This window comes from Mesorhizobium sp. ES1-3 (genome assembly GCF_020164795.1).
Classification (GTDB): domain Bacteria; phylum Pseudomonadota; class Alphaproteobacteria; order Rhizobiales; family Rhizobiaceae; genus Mesorhizobium.
The window spans coordinates 200,329-215,023 of the sequence record NZ_JAIUGW010000005.1; the positions used below are offsets into that span (position 1 = coordinate 200,329).

18 protein-coding genes are annotated in these 14,695 nt (G+C 63.3%); 11 read left to right on the forward strand and 7 right to left on the reverse strand.

Annotation, left to right across the window (positions count from 1 at the left end; genetic code table 11):
* Positions 1-3 precede the first annotated feature (3 nt).
* From LB536_RS10250 to LB536_RS10280, 7 genes are all read left to right on the forward strand, one after another.
* A complete protein-coding gene (locus LB536_RS10250; protein ID WP_263488995.1) occupies positions 4-999 on the forward strand; it encodes a tetratricopeptide repeat protein in 996 nt (331 codons plus the stop codon).
* 211 nt (positions 1,000-1,210) lie between these two features.
* The gene (gene efp, locus LB536_RS10255) at positions 1,211-1,777 is read left to right on the forward strand and encodes an elongation factor P (RefSeq protein ID WP_027141779.1); all 567 of its coding nucleotides are present in this window, start codon (positions 1,211-1,213) and stop codon (positions 1,775-1,777) included.
* An 86-nt stretch (positions 1,778-1,863) separates the two neighbouring features.
* Positions 1,864-2,664: an inositol monophosphatase family protein gene (locus LB536_RS10260; RefSeq protein ID WP_140754782.1), complete on the forward strand. Its 801-nt coding sequence runs from the start codon at positions 1,864-1,866 to the stop codon at positions 2,662-2,664.
* Between the two features lie 81 nt (positions 2,665-2,745).
* Positions 2,746-3,432: a PAQR family membrane homeostasis protein TrhA gene (gene trhA, locus LB536_RS10265; RefSeq protein ID WP_224591567.1), complete on the forward strand. Its 687-nt coding sequence runs from the start codon at positions 2,746-2,748 to the stop codon at positions 3,430-3,432.
* 118 nt (positions 3,433-3,550) lie between these two features.
* Complete coding sequence (locus tag LB536_RS10270) at positions 3,551-4,576, forward strand: MotA/TolQ/ExbB proton channel family protein (RefSeq protein ID WP_140754786.1); 1,026 nt, start codon at positions 3,551-3,553, stop codon at positions 4,574-4,576.
* Between the two features lies 1 nt (position 4,577).
* Positions 4,578-5,609 (forward strand): peptidoglycan -binding protein, encoded by a 1,032-nt coding sequence (locus tag LB536_RS10275; protein ID WP_140810713.1) that lies wholly within the window; start codon positions 4,578-4,580, stop codon positions 5,607-5,609.
* A gap of 249 nt (positions 5,610-5,858) precedes the next feature.
* A complete protein-coding gene (locus LB536_RS10280) occupies positions 5,859-6,284 on the forward strand; it encodes a hypothetical protein (RefSeq protein ID WP_224591570.1) in 426 nt (141 codons plus the stop codon).
* Between the two features lie 91 nt (positions 6,285-6,375).
* Here LB536_RS10280 and LB536_RS10285 read toward each other — a convergent pair whose 3' ends face one another.
* Positions 6,376-6,729, reverse strand: a complete 354-nt coding sequence (locus LB536_RS10285; protein WP_224591573.1) for a DUF1304 domain-containing protein — start codon at positions 6,727-6,729, stop codon at positions 6,376-6,378.
* Between the two features lie 142 nt (positions 6,730-6,871).
* Between LB536_RS10285 and LB536_RS10290 the strand changes: the two genes are divergently transcribed.
* Positions 6,872-8,359, forward strand: coding sequence for a carboxypeptidase M32 (locus LB536_RS10290; protein WP_224591576.1), 1,488 nt, complete (start codon positions 6,872-6,874; stop codon positions 8,357-8,359).
* A gap of 35 nt (positions 8,360-8,394) precedes the next feature.
* On the opposite strand, the gene LB536_RS10295 is transcribed toward LB536_RS10290, so the two are convergent.
* Entirely contained in the window at positions 8,395-10,194 is a 1,800-nt protein-coding gene (locus LB536_RS10295) for an ABC transporter transmembrane domain-containing protein (protein ID WP_224591579.1), read from the reverse strand.
* Positions 10,195-10,398: 204 nt separating this feature from the next.
* On the opposite strand from LB536_RS10295, the gene rpmE reads away from it, so the two are divergent.
* Complete coding sequence (gene rpmE, locus LB536_RS10300) at positions 10,399-10,620, forward strand: 50S ribosomal protein L31 (protein ID WP_010912060.1); 222 nt, start codon at positions 10,399-10,401, stop codon at positions 10,618-10,620.
* A gap of 82 nt (positions 10,621-10,702) precedes the next feature.
* Here rpmE and LB536_RS10305 read toward each other — a convergent pair whose 3' ends face one another.
* Positions 10,703-11,332: a TetR/AcrR family transcriptional regulator gene (locus LB536_RS10305; protein ID WP_224591582.1), complete on the reverse strand. Its 630-nt coding sequence runs from the start codon at positions 11,330-11,332 to the stop codon at positions 10,703-10,705.
* Positions 11,333-11,479: 147 nt separating this feature from the next.
* Between LB536_RS10305 and LB536_RS10310 the strand changes: the two genes are divergently transcribed.
* Positions 11,480-11,959 (forward strand): DUF1772 domain-containing protein, encoded by a 480-nt coding sequence (locus tag LB536_RS10310; protein WP_224591585.1) that lies wholly within the window; start codon positions 11,480-11,482, stop codon positions 11,957-11,959.
* 58 nt (positions 11,960-12,017) lie between these two features.
* On the forward strand, positions 12,018-12,179 hold the full coding sequence (locus tag LB536_RS10315; RefSeq protein ID WP_224591892.1) for a hypothetical protein: 162 nt from the start codon (positions 12,018-12,020) through the stop codon (positions 12,177-12,179).
* Between the two features lie 24 nt (positions 12,180-12,203).
* Here LB536_RS10315 and LB536_RS10320 read toward each other — a convergent pair whose 3' ends face one another.
* The 4 genes from LB536_RS10320 to LB536_RS10335 form a co-directional block, all read right to left on the reverse strand.
* Complete coding sequence (locus tag LB536_RS10320; protein ID WP_140810707.1) at positions 12,204-12,497, reverse strand: SelT/SelW/SelH family protein; 294 nt, start codon at positions 12,495-12,497, stop codon at positions 12,204-12,206.
* Positions 12,494-13,285 (reverse strand): RDD family protein, encoded by a 792-nt coding sequence (locus LB536_RS10325; protein ID WP_181178219.1) that lies wholly within the window; start codon positions 13,283-13,285, stop codon positions 12,494-12,496. The genes LB536_RS10320 and LB536_RS10325 overlap by 4 nt, the downstream gene beginning before the upstream one ends.
* A gap of 96 nt (positions 13,286-13,381) precedes the next feature.
* The gene (locus LB536_RS10330; RefSeq protein ID WP_140754807.1) at positions 13,382-14,131 is read right to left on the reverse strand and encodes a YebC/PmpR family DNA-binding transcriptional regulator; all 750 of its coding nucleotides are present in this window, start codon (positions 14,129-14,131) and stop codon (positions 13,382-13,384) included.
* A 197-nt stretch (positions 14,132-14,328) separates the two neighbouring features.
* On the reverse strand, positions 14,329-14,652 hold the full coding sequence (locus LB536_RS10335; protein WP_140810703.1) for an ArsR/SmtB family transcription factor: 324 nt from the start codon (positions 14,650-14,652) through the stop codon (positions 14,329-14,331).
* Positions 14,653-14,695 lie beyond the last annotated feature (43 nt).

Consider the following 14,695-nt stretch of genomic DNA (forward strand, 5'->3'; position numbering starts at 1 on the left):
GTGATGATCCAGGCCGCCGCCGCCGAAACTATGCCCTTGCCGCAGCCCAAGCCTGACACCGGCGTGCACACCGACAAGCCGATCGAAAACCAGCTGCCGCAGCCCGCCACCACGGCGGAGCCCGCACCGCTGCCCTCGGTCGACAGCGTCAATCCCGATCGTTTCGGCGCCAAGCCGGCCGACGCCGCCTATGGCGCCTTCCAGCGCGGGCTCTACAAGACCGCCTACAATCTGGCGCTGGTCCGTGCGCAGAATGGCGACCCGGCGGCGCAGACGCTGGTGGCCGAGATCCTGTCGCGTGGCTTGGGTGTGCCGTTGAACTCGGCCGAGGCCGCGAAATGGTACGCGCTTGCCGCCGAGCAGGGCGTGCCCGAATCGCAGTTCCAATATGCGCTGATGCTGCTCGACGGCCGCTACGTCAAGAAGGACACGAAGGGGGCCTATGCCTTGATGCAGGCCGCCGCCGAAGCCGGCAACCAGCTGGCGCAATTCAATTTCGCGCAGATGCTGGTCCAGCAGGATCCCGGCGACGCCGGCCTGGCCAAGGCGGTTTCCTATTATGAGCGCGCAGCGGCGACCGGTCTCGCCGATGCGCAATACGCCATGTCGCAGATCTATGCCAACGGCGTCGGCGGCAAGCCGCGCGACGATGCACAGGCACGGCGGCTGCTGGCGCAGGCCGCCCGTCAGAACTACGACACCGCGCAGATCGATCTCGCCGCCTGGATGATCGAGGGCCGCGGCGGCGCGCGCGACCTGAAATCGGCTTTCGGCTGGACGAAGCAGGCCGCCGAAGGCGGCAATGTCGCGGCCCAGAACCGCCTGGCAAAACTCTATATGCAAGGCATCGGCACCGATCCGGACCTCGTGCTCGCCGGTGCCTGGTACATCGTCGCCCGCCGCGCCGGCCTCATCGATCAGGAGATGGACGATTTCCTGCAAGGGCTGAGCGACGACCAGACCAAGCAGGCCCTGCAGAAGGCGAACCGGTTGCCCTGAGGGCAGCGCGCACGCTCATTGCATATGATGCAGGACGACTTTGCCAAAGGACGGGCCGTGTTCGAGCCTCGACGTGACAGCATTCCGCGCTTCGGCTGATACTTGGCCCGGCACGCTTGCTCAGCGTCAGCTTGCCTCTTCGGGTGTTTTGTGGTCTTGGGAGCCGAAATCGCTTTTTCCAGCGAAAGTCTCATTCCCGGATCCCATCATCATGGCCAAGATCAATGGCAACGAAATCCGTCCCGGCTATGTCATCGAACACGATGGCGGCCTCTGGGTGGCGGTCAGGACCAACACCGTCAAGCCCGGCAAGGGCGGCGCCTACAACCAGGTCGAACTGAAGAACCTCATCAACGGCACCAAGCTCAACGAGCGCTTCCGTTCGGCCGAGACGGTCGAGCAGATCCGGCTTGACCTGAAGGATTTTTCCTTCCTCTACGAGCAGGAAGACGCGCTGGTGTTCATGGACACGCAAAGCTACGAGCAGCTCGAACTGAACAAGGACTTCGTCGGCGACCGCGCCGCGTTCCTGCAGGACGGCATGATGGTGACGGTTCAGCTCTACGAGGAGCGGCCGATCGGCATTTCGCTGCCCGACTATGTCACGCTGACCATCACCGAGGCGGATCCCGTGGTGAAGGGCCAGACGGCGGCGTCCTCTTATAAGCCGGCGGTGCTGGAAAACGGCATTCGCGTGCTGGTGCCGCCCTTCATCGGCGCCGGCGAACGCATCATCGTCGACACCAACGAAATCACTTACGTGCGCCGCGCCGACTGATGCATGTCGCCCTGAAGTGGCCCCGGTTGTGGGTCACCGACATGCATCGAGACAGAGTTTAAAGCGCCGCACCAGGAAGAAGCACTATGGCACGCTCCGCCCTCCTCAACGTCATGGTCCAGGCCGCAATGAAGGCCGGCCGCTCGCTGTCGCGCGACTTCGGCGAGGTCCAGAACCTGCAGGTCTCGATGAAGGGTCCCGGCGACTATGTCAGCCAGGCCGACCGCAAGGCCGAGGACATCGTTTTCGCCGAGCTGTCGAAGGCGCGCCCGGGCTACGGCTTCCTGATGGAAGAGCGCGGCGCCATCGCCGGTGATGACAGCCAGCACCGCTGGATCGTCGACCCGCTCGACGGCACCACCAATTTCCTGCACGGCATTCCGCTTTTCGCCGTCTCGATCGCGCTCGAGCGCCAGGGCCAGATCGTTGCCGGCGTCATCTACAATCCGGCCATGGATGAGCTCTATACGACCGAACGCGGCGGCGGCGCCTTCATGAATGATCGCCGCCTGCGCGTCGCCGGCCGCACCAAGCTTGTCGACACGGTGATCGGCTGCGGCGTGCCGCATCTCGGCCGCGGCCACCACGGCAATTTCCTTGTCGAACTGCGCAACGTCATGGCCGAGGTCTCCGGCATACGCCGCATGGGCTCCGCCTCGCTCGATCTTGCCTATGTCGCCGCCGGACGCATGGACGGGTTCTGGGAAGTCGGCCTGTCGGCCTGGGACATCGCCGCCGGCCTGCTCTTGATCCGCGAAGCGGGCGGCTTCGCCTCCGACATGGATGGCGGACAGGACATGCTCGACACCGGCACGGTCGTCGCCGGCAACGAGATCATCCAGCGCGCATTGCTGAAGACGGTGAAAAAGCCGCTCTCGCCGCGCTGAACCGCCGCAGTCGTAAAACCGCAAACAAAGCTTGAAATACTGTCCGTCGGTCGCCCAGATTAGGGTGATGCAGGACGATAGATGACCAACACCCCGCCACAGATCGACATCCCGTTCATCGGACGCTGGCACTATTCGCGCGCCGAGATGATCGCCGACGGGGTCGTCCATGCTGTCGGGATCGTGCTGGCGATCGCGGCCGGTTCGGCGCTGCTGGCGCTCGCCGCCTCCCGGGTCGGGCCCGGCGAATACATCGCAGCCGCCTTCTATGTCGTCTCGCTGCTTACGGTGCTCTCGGTATCGCTGACCTACAATCTGTGGCCGGTGACGTCGCCCGCGAAATGGATCCTGCGACGTTTCGATCATGCCGCGATCTATCTCTTGATCGCCGCCACCTACACACCCTTTCTCGGCCAGTTGGGAAACTCGCCGCTGGCGCGCTGGATGATCGTTCTGGTCTGGGCCGCGGCGGCAACGGGCATTGCCATCAAGGTGTTCTTCCCCGGCCGCTTCGACAGGCTGGCGATCGTCTTCTACCTTGCCATCGGCTGGAGCGGCATCATCCTCGTCAAACCGCTCGTCGAGACGCTGCCGACCACGTCGATCGTGCTCATCGTCGCCGGTGGCGTCGTCTATTCCTGCGGCGTGATTTTCTTCGCCTGGAAGGCGCTGCGCTTCCACAACGCGCTCTGGCACGGCTTCGTCGTCACCGGCGCCAGCCTGCATCTGGCGGCCATGGTCGATTGCCTGGTCATCAATCGCCTTTGAAGCGTCGGCTCCAAGCCGCCTGTGGCAATATTGCCAAGCACCATTCAATTTGGTCACAATTCCGTTTAGAGTCGCCAGCAACGTGATCGGCGGCAGCGGCATCGGAAACGGGGCACGGATGGCTTTACTCAGATCCTTCGGCATGGGCAGGCGCTCCGACGTGCTCATCTACGATCCGCACAAATTGTCGAGCCCGCAGGTTTTTCTGCTGACCATGGTCATCTTCCTGGCCATCGTCGCCTTCATCGTCGCCATCCTGACCCGCCAGGTCACGACGGCATTCGTCACCAATCCCGGCCTCAACGGCCTGATCGTCGGCGTACTCGTGGTCGGTATCCTGCTGGCCTTCACGCAGGTCGGGCGGCTGTTTCGCGAGGTGCGCTGGGTCAACTCCTTCCGCGCCGGCTCGGAGACCACGGAACCGGTGCTGCTGGCGCCTATGAAGGCGATGATAGGACGCTCGTCGTCCATGGCCTTTTCGACCAGTTCGATGCGTACCATGCTCGATTCCATCGCCACGCGCCTCGACGAGAGCCGCGACACCTCGCGCTACCTGGTAGGCCTGCTGGTGTTCCTCGGCCTGCTTGGCACCTTCTGGGGCCTGTTGAACACGATCGGCTCGATCCGCGAGACCATCCAATCGCTCGATCCCGGCACGGGTGATGCCGCGGCGGTGCTCGATTCGCTGAAGCAGGGCCTGTCGGCGCCGCTGGCCGGCATGGGCACCGCCTTCTCGTCCTCGCTGTTCGGCCTGTCCGGCTCGCTCGTTCTCGGCTTCCTCGACCTGCAGGCCGGCCGCGCCCAGACGCGCTTCTACACCGAACTCGAAAACTGGCTGTCCTCGGTCACCGACCTGTCGTCCGACATCGTCGTTTCCGACCCGGCCAGGACCGAACCCTCCGACGAAATCCGGCTGCTGTCGGAACGGCTGCGCAGCATGCAGGAGAATGGCGGCGGCTCCAACCCGCGCGTCGCCACCGCCATGGCCAATCTCGCCGACGGCATTTCCGGCCTGGTCAAGAACATGCGTTCCGAGCAGCAGATCATGCGCGATTGGGTCGAAGCCCAGTCCGACGAGCAGAAGGCGATGCGCAACACGCTGGAAAAGATCGCCGACGCGCTGAAGAAGCCCGGGGTGCACTAGCATGGCGCTTGCCAGGGGCCGGCGTACCGATCGCCGCATCGACTATTGGCCGGGCTTCGTCGACGCGCTGTCGACGCTGTTGCTCGCCATCATGTTCCTGCTCACCGTTTTCGTGCTGGCGCAGTTCCTGCTCGGCCGCGAAATCTCCGGCAAGGACACGGCACTGTCGCGCCTCAACTCCCAGATCAACGAACTGACCCAGCTTCTGGCGCTGGAGCGCTCAACGACGCAGGACAAGGAGGATTCGCTCGCCAATCTGCAGGCATCGCTGTCGGCGGCGCAGGCGGAGAAGAGCCGGCTCGAACAGTTGCTGGCACAAGGTGCCGGCGCCGGCGACGCCGCCAACCAGCGTGCCGCGCAGTTGGGCGGTGAACTCGACAACCAACGCCAGATCAGCCAGCAGGCTCTGAGCCAGGTCGAGATCCTCAACCAGCAGATCGCGGCCTTGCGCAAGCAGATCGGCGCGCTCGAGGATGCCCTCAACGTCTCCGAAACGCGCGATCGCGATTCCAACACCAAGATCGCGGATCTCGGCCGTCGCCTGAACGTGGCGCTGGCGCAGCGTGTGCAGGAATTGAACCGTTACCGTTCCGATTTCTTCGGGCGCCTGCGCGAAATCCTCGCCGACCGCGAGAACATCCGCATCGTCGGCGACCGCTTCGTTTTCCAGTCGGAAGTGCTGTTCCCGACCGGCTCGGAAGTGATCAACGATGCCGGCAAGGTCGAAATGAAGAAGCTCGCCGACGCCATCATCGAATTGCAGAAAGAGATCCCCCCTGAGATCAACTGGGTGCTGCGCGTCGACGGTCACACCGACAACAAGCCGCTGTCCGGCAATGGCCGTTACCGCGACAATTGGGAACTGTCGACGGCGCGCTCGACCTCGGTGGTCAAGTTCCTGATCGAGAACGGCGTGCCGGCCAACCGGCTGGTCGCCGCCGGCTTCGGCGAGTTCCAGCCGCTCGATCCCGCCGATACCGACGAAGCGCGCAACAAGAACCGCCGCATTGAACTGAAGCTCACCGAACGGTGATCCATCATCACGCGATCTCACGCGAAATTGTTCGCCGGCTCAACTCTAGGGCGCAGAAAGCGACCGGCAAGGCCTGAAAAGATTATCTTTTTTTAATTACACTTCGCCCGGAAGCGCTCCTAGCTTGCTGCTCAGGGCCGAGAACCGCCGGCGATGCCTCCCTATCGCGACGCGACGGAACCGGACGGCCCACGTCCGGAACGCGGAGCGGCAAGGCCGCTCTTCCTTCCCAGCAAAGGAGGCGCTGTCATGCGCTCTTCAGCATCTCTCAAGACTGCAACCCTTGCCGCAATTCTGATCGCCGCCCCGCTTGCCGGAGCCTATGCCGCGGGCCACCACAAGGGGGCACTCGATGCGACCGGTCCGACTGCCATGACAGGCCCGCGCGTCGCGGCGCTCGTTCAGCAGGTTCAGGGTGTCCATCAGGGCATCGTCGACGCCAGGCGAGCCAACAACATCGTCCCGGCCGTCGCGGAGCGCCTGGAAATGCGAACGGCCCGTATCGGTCAGGCCGCCGAGAAGATAGCCGCGTCGGATCATGGCAGGATACCGGCCGCGCAATACCATGACCTGCTGCGCCGGCTCGACAATGTCGACCAGCGTCTGATGGGTTACACCGGCAGCGGTTTCCTGATTGGAGATGGCTCCGACGGCGGAAACTATCCGAACGGCTGAGGCCATCCTGCCTGGAAAAGAGGAAGGGACCGACTGACGCCTTCGGGATCCCAATCCGCGGGCGTCCCTTTTCCTTGCGAGCCCATCCTGCCTACCAACCGAGCCAGACCGCGATCAGGGCGACCGCCGCCGGCACGGTCTGGATGAACAGGATCTTGCGGCCGACCGTCGCCGCGCCATAGAGACCTGCAATGGCCACGCACGACAGGAAGAAGACCTTGACCTGGAAACCGGCGGCGCCGAGGGTGAGCCCCCAGATCAGACCGGCGGCGAGAAATCCGTTGTAGAGGCCCTGATTGGCGGCGAGCACTTTGGAGGCGCTGGCGAATTCCGGCGTCAGGCGGAATGTCTTGTGCCCGCGCGGCGTGTCCCAAAGCACCATCTCGAGATAGACGATGTAGACATGGATCAAGGCCACCAGCCCGACCAGGATGTTGCCGATCATTCTGCTCCCCCTGCATGTGCCGCCGGCAGCATTTCATGCTCGACCTCGCCTGCGCAAGCTGCATCTGCCGGATGGTATCCGAGGGTTGCCAACGCTTTTGCGTTGGTGTCTTTTCGCGCCGTCCTCAATCACGGAAGCCGCCATGTCCTTTCACAAACTCGACGACCTCGGCCACAAGCTCGAAGCGCTTGAGCATGCGCTGGCCATTCTCGGCGCCGATGAAGCAACGCACATGGCGGTCGGCGGTGGCGAGAAGCGCGCCGAGGCGATGGCCGCCCTGGCCGGCATGTATCACATCAGGGCGACCGCGCCCGAAATATCGGACTGGATCGCCGCCGCCGAAGGCGAGGCATTGGACGACGAGCAGCGCGCGGCCCTGACCGAGCTGCGGCGGCAATACACCAACCTGACCTGCCTGCCGGTCGAATTCGTCGAACGCCAGACGACGGCGCGCATGCGTTGCGAGCAACTATGGCGCGACCTGCGCGCCAAGAACGACTGGGCTGGCTTCCAGCCGGCGCTCGAAGGCGTGGTGGCGCTGGTGCGTGAAGAGGCGGCTCTGCGCTCCGACGTGCTCGGCCGTGCCCCCTATGATGCGCTGATGGAACAATACGATCCCGGCAACCGCACGGCGGACATCACTCCCGTCTTCGCCGACCTGAAGGCCTTCCTCAAAGGCTTCGTGCCGGAGGCGCTGGCGATCCAGGACGCGCGGCTGCGCAAGCATCCGCTGAAGCCGCTTGCGGGCACCTATGCCATCGACCGCCAGCGCGAACTCGGCCTTGCCATGATGGCGGCGGTCGGTTTCGACCTGACGCATGGCTCGCTGTCGGTATCGCACCATCCGTTCTGCGGCGGCGTGCCGAGCGACGTGCGCATCACCACCCGCTACAAGACGTCGGATTTCCTGTCGGCGCTGATGGGCGTGCTGCACGAGACCGGCCATGCGCTCTATGAACAGAACCTGCCCAAGGCGTGGTCGCACTGGCCGCTCGGCAAGGCCCGCGGCATGGCCGTGCATGAAAGCCAGAGCCTGTTCGTCGAAAAGCAGATCGGCCGCAATCCTGCTTTCTGGCGCTGGGCGCTGCCGGTGGTGGAAAAGCATCTCGGCGAAGCCTGGTCGCTCGATGATCTCCTGCCGCATGTACATCGTGTCGAGCGTGGCCTGATCCGTGTGGACGCCGACGAAGTGACCTATCCCCTGCATGTCATCCTGCGCTACGAACTGGAGCAGGAACTCGTCTCGGGTAGGCTGGAGGTGGCTGACCTGCCCGAAGCCTGGGATGCCAAGATGCGCGACTATCTCGGTCTCTCCACCATTGACAATCCGGCCGATGGGCCAATGCAGGACGTGCACTGGCCGGGTGCCGCCTTCGGCTATTTTCCCTCCTACACGCTGGGCGCGATGATGGCGGCGCAGCAATGGGCCGCGCTGGTGCGCGAACATCCATCAGCCGACGACGACCTTGCGAAAGGGAATTTCGCGGCCATCAACGACTGGCGCCGCAAGAAGATATGGTCGCAGGGGTCGCGCTGGTCGACGCCGGACCTGCTCGAACGCGCCACCGGCGAAAAACTCAACGCCACGTATTTCACGGAGCATTTGCGGAAGCGCTATGGAACCGCGTGAGGCGACAGCTGTAATCGCCGGCCGAAAAGCGCCTGCTATTCCGCCGCGCCCCTGAAGGCACTGGCGCCGGTCTCGAATTGCAGCTTGGCCAGCCGCGCGTAGATGCCGCCCTTGGCGACAAGGCTCTGATGCGTGCCTTCCTCGACGATGCGGCCGCCATCCATGACCAGGATCCTGTCGGCCTTGAGCACCGTCGCCAGCCGGTGGGCGATGACGATGGTGGTGCGGCCCTGCATCAACCGCTCGAGCGCCGTCTGCACCAGCGTCTCGCTTGCGGCGTCAAGCGCCGAGGTCGCCTCGTCGAGCAGCAGGATCGGCGCGTCACGCAGGATGGCGCGGGCGATCGCCACCCGCTGGCGCTGGCCGCCCGACAGCGTCACGCCGCGCTCGCCGACCTGGCTGTCATAGCCTTTCTCGAGCTTGAGGATGAATTCGTCGGCCAGCGCATCCTTCGCCGCCGCCTCGATCTCGGCCTCGCTGGCACCTGGTCGGCCAAAGCCGATATTGTCGCGCGCGCTCGCCGCGAAGATGGTGACGTCCTGCGGCACGATGGCGATGCGCTGCCTGACCGAGATGGGATCGGCCTCGCGCACGTCGACGCCATCGATCAGGATCTGGCCGGTTTCGGGATCGTAGAAGCGCAGGATCAGCGAAAAGACGGTGCTCTTGCCGGCGCCGGAGGGACCGACGATGGCCACCGTCTCGCCGGGCTCGACCGAAAAACTCAAGCCATGGACGGCGGCGCGGTCGGGCCTGGCCGGATAGGAGAAGGAGACGTCATCGAAGACGATCGCGCCCTGGGCGGCCGCCGGCATCGGCTTCGGATCGGCTGGCGCCTGAATTGCAGGCGTCTCGGCCAGGATCTCGGTCAGCCGTTCGGCGGCACCGGCTGCTTGCGCGAGTTCGCCCCAGACTTCCGACAGCGCGCCGAGCGCGCCCGCGGCAAACACCGAATAGAGCAGGAACTGACCCAGCGTGCCTGGCGACAGATTGCCGTCGAGCACGTCGCGCGAGCCGAACCACAGCACCGCCACGACGGACGAGAAGATGGTGAAGATGGCAAAGAAAGTGAGGAAGGAGCGTGCGAAGATCGAGGTGCGTGCCGCTTCGAAGGCGGCTTCCACCGCGCCCGAAAAGCGACCGGTGACCAGTTTCTCATTGGTGAAGGCCTGCAGCGTGCGCACCGCGCCGATCTGCTCGCTGGCATAGGCTGTCGCCTCGGCGAGCGTGTCCTGCGCCTGCCTTGACTTGCGCCGTACGGAACGGCCGAAGGCGACCAGCGGCAGCACGATGATTGGAATGGCCGCAATGACCAGGCCGGACAGTTTCGGACTGGTGACAACCATCATTCCGAGAGCGCCGAGGCCGAGGATGACGTTGCGCAAAGCGACCGAGGCCGTGGCGCCTACCGCCGATTTGACCTGTGTGGTGTCGGCGGCAAGCCGGGACACGATCTCGCCCGACTGGGCGGTGTCGAAGAAGGCCGGCGACAGCGTCGTCACATGAGCGAAAACGTCGCGCCTGATATCGGCGACGACGCGCTCTCCGAGCGTGATGACGAAATAGTAGCGGCCGGCCGAGGCGGCCGCCAGCACGGCGGCCATTACCACCAGTGCGGCAAAGTATTCGGCGATGAAGGTGGTGCTGGACGACGAGAAACCGTGATCGATCATGCGTCGTACGGCCAGCGGCAATGTCAATGTCGTTGCCGCCGCGATGACCAGCGAAATGATGGCGCCGACGACCAGCGTGCGATAGTGCCCGATATAGGGGAACAGACGCCTGAGCGGCTTGAGCGAGCGGCGGCGCTCGTCTGCGCTGCTGGATTGCGCCATCTCGGTGTTCCTCTAGCCGCCTTGTTGTATGCGCCTCAATATGCGCTAACCGCGGCCTTGTGATTCAATTTCGGCTGATGTATAGCCACGCCGACCGTTTTAGAAGCCGTGGCTCCTCAATAGCTGCGGCTTCGAGTTTTAAAAAGGGGCGCATCGACGCAGGCTTATGCCAGTCAGCCGCGCCAGCAAGCCAGGAACCGAGCCATGAAGAGCGCTATTCATCCCGACTACCACACCATCAAGGTCGTCATGACCGACGGCACCGAATACACGACCCGTTCGACCTGGGGCAAGGAAGGCGATACGATGAACCTCGACATCGACCCGACCACCCACCCGGCCTGGACCGGCGGCCAGCAGACCCTGCTCGACCGCGGCGGCCGCCTGTCGAAGTTCAAGAAGCGCTTCGAAGGTTTCGGCCTCTAAGGCAAAGCGCTTTTTCGCAGATCAAGAGCCCGCCCTCGTGGCGGGTTTTTTGTTGCTGGCCGAAGGCTGAGTTTTCGGCTCCTTACTCCGCCAGCAATTCCCTGAGCGCCATGCGCTTGTAGGCTGCGACCAGCCTGTCGCCCTCCTGCCGTTCGACCGAGATCGCCAGCCGCATGGCCGCCTCGCCCATCTGCCAGACGAGAAAGGCTGTGGTCTCCAGGGAGACGGGGTCGGCGCCGGGGCGTAGCCGCTTCAGCACCGCGACGAGGAATTCGGCATTGGCCCGGCTGTCGGCAAGCTCGAGTTGGCGCAGCGCCTTGTCGGCCTGTGTGCCCGACCAGATGTCGCGCATCACCGGTTCGGCCAGGAACAGTCGGTAGTAGATATCGACCAGCTCCGAAAACGCTCGGCCCAGCCCCTCTGCATCCGTAACGTCCTTGAGCGCCGCCGAGATGCAGGCCTGACTTTCCACCGTATACCGTTCGGCCAGCGCCCAGACGATCGCCCGCTTGTCCGGGAAGAACTGGTAGAGCGATCCGATCGACACCCCGGCCCGTTCAGCGACTTCCCCCATACGCATGGCATCGCTGCCTTGCTCGGCGATCAGCGCCGAGGCGGCGGCCAGCATGCGCTCGACCCGCTCGCGGCTGCGCTGCTGGCTTGGTGCCCGGCGCGGCGAAGCGATCTGCTCGTTGGCCGGTGTACCTTCCATGACTGTCTCCAACAAACGCGCTCGGCAAAATCGCCTCGAATGACTTGACTCGCAAAATACGAGGGTTTATCACGTTTTGCAAATGTGAATATAACTCACATTTCCAAGCAGAGCAAACCGCCGCAACCGGCATCTGGAGCAACCGACATGATCGTCAAACTTCTTCCCACCCTCACCTTCATCGCGGCCCTGGGCGCAGGCGTGGTCGGCGGCGTGTTCTTTGCCTTCTCCAACTTCGTCATGCCGGCGTTCGCTCGCCTGCCGGCGGCGGGCGGCATCGCCGCCATGAATTCGATCAACGTCACCGTCATCACGCCGATGTTCATGACGGCGCTCTTCGGCACCGGGCTGGTCTGCCTCGTGCTCATCTCCGGCGCCATCATCGGCTGGAGCCAGCCGGGTTCGTTCTGGCTTCTGGCCGGCGCGCTGATCTATCTCGTCGGCAACCCGATCGTGACCATGGTCTTCAACGTACCGCTCAACGATGTGCTGGCCGCCGTCGATCCGGCCAGCAGCAATGGCGCAGCCGTATGGACCGGCTTTCTCCGGGACTGGGTGATGTGGAACCACGTTCGCACCGTCACCGCCATCTTGGCCATGGCATCCTTCTGGTTCGCCTCGCGTTGACATGTTTGCGGGCCGCCCATCCGGGCGTTGTGGCGGCCACATTTTCGGGAGAAGAGCCGTGAACGATCCCTATTCGACCATGGCCGTCGGCATTGCGATCGGCGTCGGCCTCGGCGCTGCCCTTGGCGCGGCGATGGATGACCCCGCCGTCGGCATCGGCACGGGCATAGCGATCGGCGCCGGGATCGGTGCCGTTTTCGGAAGGAAGCGCGGCAAATGATCGTCCTGCTTTCGCAGGAAGATCTCAGCTCTTCTTGCGGTCGGCGTGACCGAGATCACGATCCGGATCGATCACGTCACGGACCAACTGCTTGAGTTTCGCCGCGTCCGGAAAGCCGCCGTCGCGCTTGCGATCCCAGACCAGCACATCGTTGCACGAGATGGTGAAGATGCCGCCGGTGCCCGGCACCAGCGTCACTTCGCCGAGATCGGTGCCGAAGGTGGAGAGCAGCTCCTGCGCCATCCAGCCGGCACGCAAGAGCCACTGGCATTGCGTGCAGTAGGTGATGGCGACGCAAGGCTTCCCCGACGCGTTCATTGGTCCGTCTCGAGAACGCGCACGGTCGTGCCGGCGGCCCGGTCATGTATTGGCTCGTTGCCGAATGCGATGGCCAGCGCGATCCAGCATGGCCAGAGAAAAGCTAGGGCAGACGCGGCGAAGGCGATTACGATTTCCAGTCGGGAATAGTTCAGCACGGGTGCCGGAACGGTTTTCCAGGTCTCGAAAGCAAAGAAAGCTCCGACCAGCGTGGCAGGCAGATAGCCCAAGAATTTTACCACCTGCCGACGAACGGCTTTTTGCAAAGCGAGGCCTTCCCTATGCCAATCCAATTCGTCATGGACGAAGAGTGCCAGGATCCCCTTGCCAAGCGAACGGCTGAAAGCCCCCTCCATAACAAGAAGATAGGTCGCCAAGACTAGCACTTGGAGGAAGCCTAGATCCAGTGCCGCAGGTCGAAATTTTCCGTTTGAATCAAGGTCTATCGAAAGCGTTGAGACTGCCTTCGATTGAGGGTCTGTGCTTGTGCCGGCTGCCCATCTGGCCACCGGAAAACCGAAGAAGGATGTTGCACAAACCTGCCAATCGTAGCGGGAAAGTAAAGGATCGACTGTTCCGTTCAGACTGGCGGACTGGCACGTTTTCCAGTTCAGCCAAAAGCTGCCTTTCACACCGCCGTCGGTCAACAGAAACAAGGCCGCAACCAGCGAATAAAGAGCGACGAAGATGACGAGATAGTCGATAAGCGAAGCGAACAGCCGTCGCCAAAAGCCACCGCGCCGAGGCCAAGCAATCGCATTGGCAAGTTGAATCCCTTCGTCAGTCATCTCCCCTCCCGCCGACAACTGACCCATCTATACTTTAGGCAAGGACTCCTTGGCCATATGTCCGCGTACACTTCCGCCCGCGCGGCGCTCTGCAACTCACGCCGCGCTGAGCTTGGCCAAGGTTTCGTCGTCGACTTCGAAGTTGGCGTAGACGCTTTGCACGTCGTCATCGTCCTCGAGCGTCGCAACCAGCTTCATCAGCGACTGCGCCCGCTCTTCGTCGACCGGGACATTGTTCTGCGGCTTCCAGATCGCCTTGACCGATTCGGCCTCGCCGAGCGAGGCTTCAAGTGCCTTGGACACCTCGCCGAGAGTCTCGAAGGCGCAATAGATCGTGTGGCCTTCCTCGTCCGATTCGACATCGTCGGCACCGGCATCGATGGCCGCGTCCATGATCTTGTCGGCACTGCCAGCCGAAGCCGGATAGTAGATTTCGCCGGCGCGGTCCCACATGAACGACACCGATCCGGTTTCGCCGAGCGCCCCGCCGGCCTTGGTGAAGGCGGCACGGACATTGGATGCCGACCTGTTGCGGTTGTCGGTCAGCGCCTCGACGATCACGGCGACGCCACCCGGCCCATAACCTTCGTAGCGCACGGCTTCGTAGTTTTCGGCATCGCCCATCGAGGCCTTGTTGATGGCGCGCTGGATGTTGTCCTTCGGCATCGACACCGCCTTGGCGTTCTGGATCGCCAGGCGCAACCGCGGGTTCATCGATGGATCGGGCGTCCCGCTCTTGGCGGCAACGGTGATTTCGCGCGCCAGCTTGGAAAACATTTTCGACCGCACCGCATCCTGACGGCCCTTGCGGTGCATGATGTTCTTGAACTGTGAATGGCCAGCCATGGCACCCCTGTCGTGTTCGGCTAGAGCATCCTGCCGCGAGATGCGTCACCTCGCCTTTGCAAAAGGCTCGAATTCAATTTCAGAACGTCCTTGATGCGTCCAGAGGACGTACGGCGCTCTTTGTCGGAATGGCCGGCTTATAGATAAATCGGCTCAATTCGTCCAGCCGCGCCGTGCTGCGGCGATCCCGGCCGTGCCTATGCTTCCAGATCGGACTTCAGCCGGTCGATGATGCTGAGCGCATGGCCGGCATACTGGCTGATCCAGCGATCGTGGATCTGCTTGATCGGCAGCGCATTGAGATGGTTCCAGCGCTCGCGTCCGTCACGGCGCGCGACGATCAGATCTGCCTCCTCCAGCACCTTGAGATGCAGCATGACGGTGCAGCGGTCGATGTCGGGAAAGGCATCGCACAGCATGCCGGTGGTCTTGGGCTCGTCTTTCAACCGATCCAGCATTTGGCGCCGGCGCGGATGCGCCAGCGCCTTGAAAACATTGTCGTCCTGGGATTGGCTTGACATGTTATGTTTATATAACATATTATCGTCGCGATCAAGCAAGGAG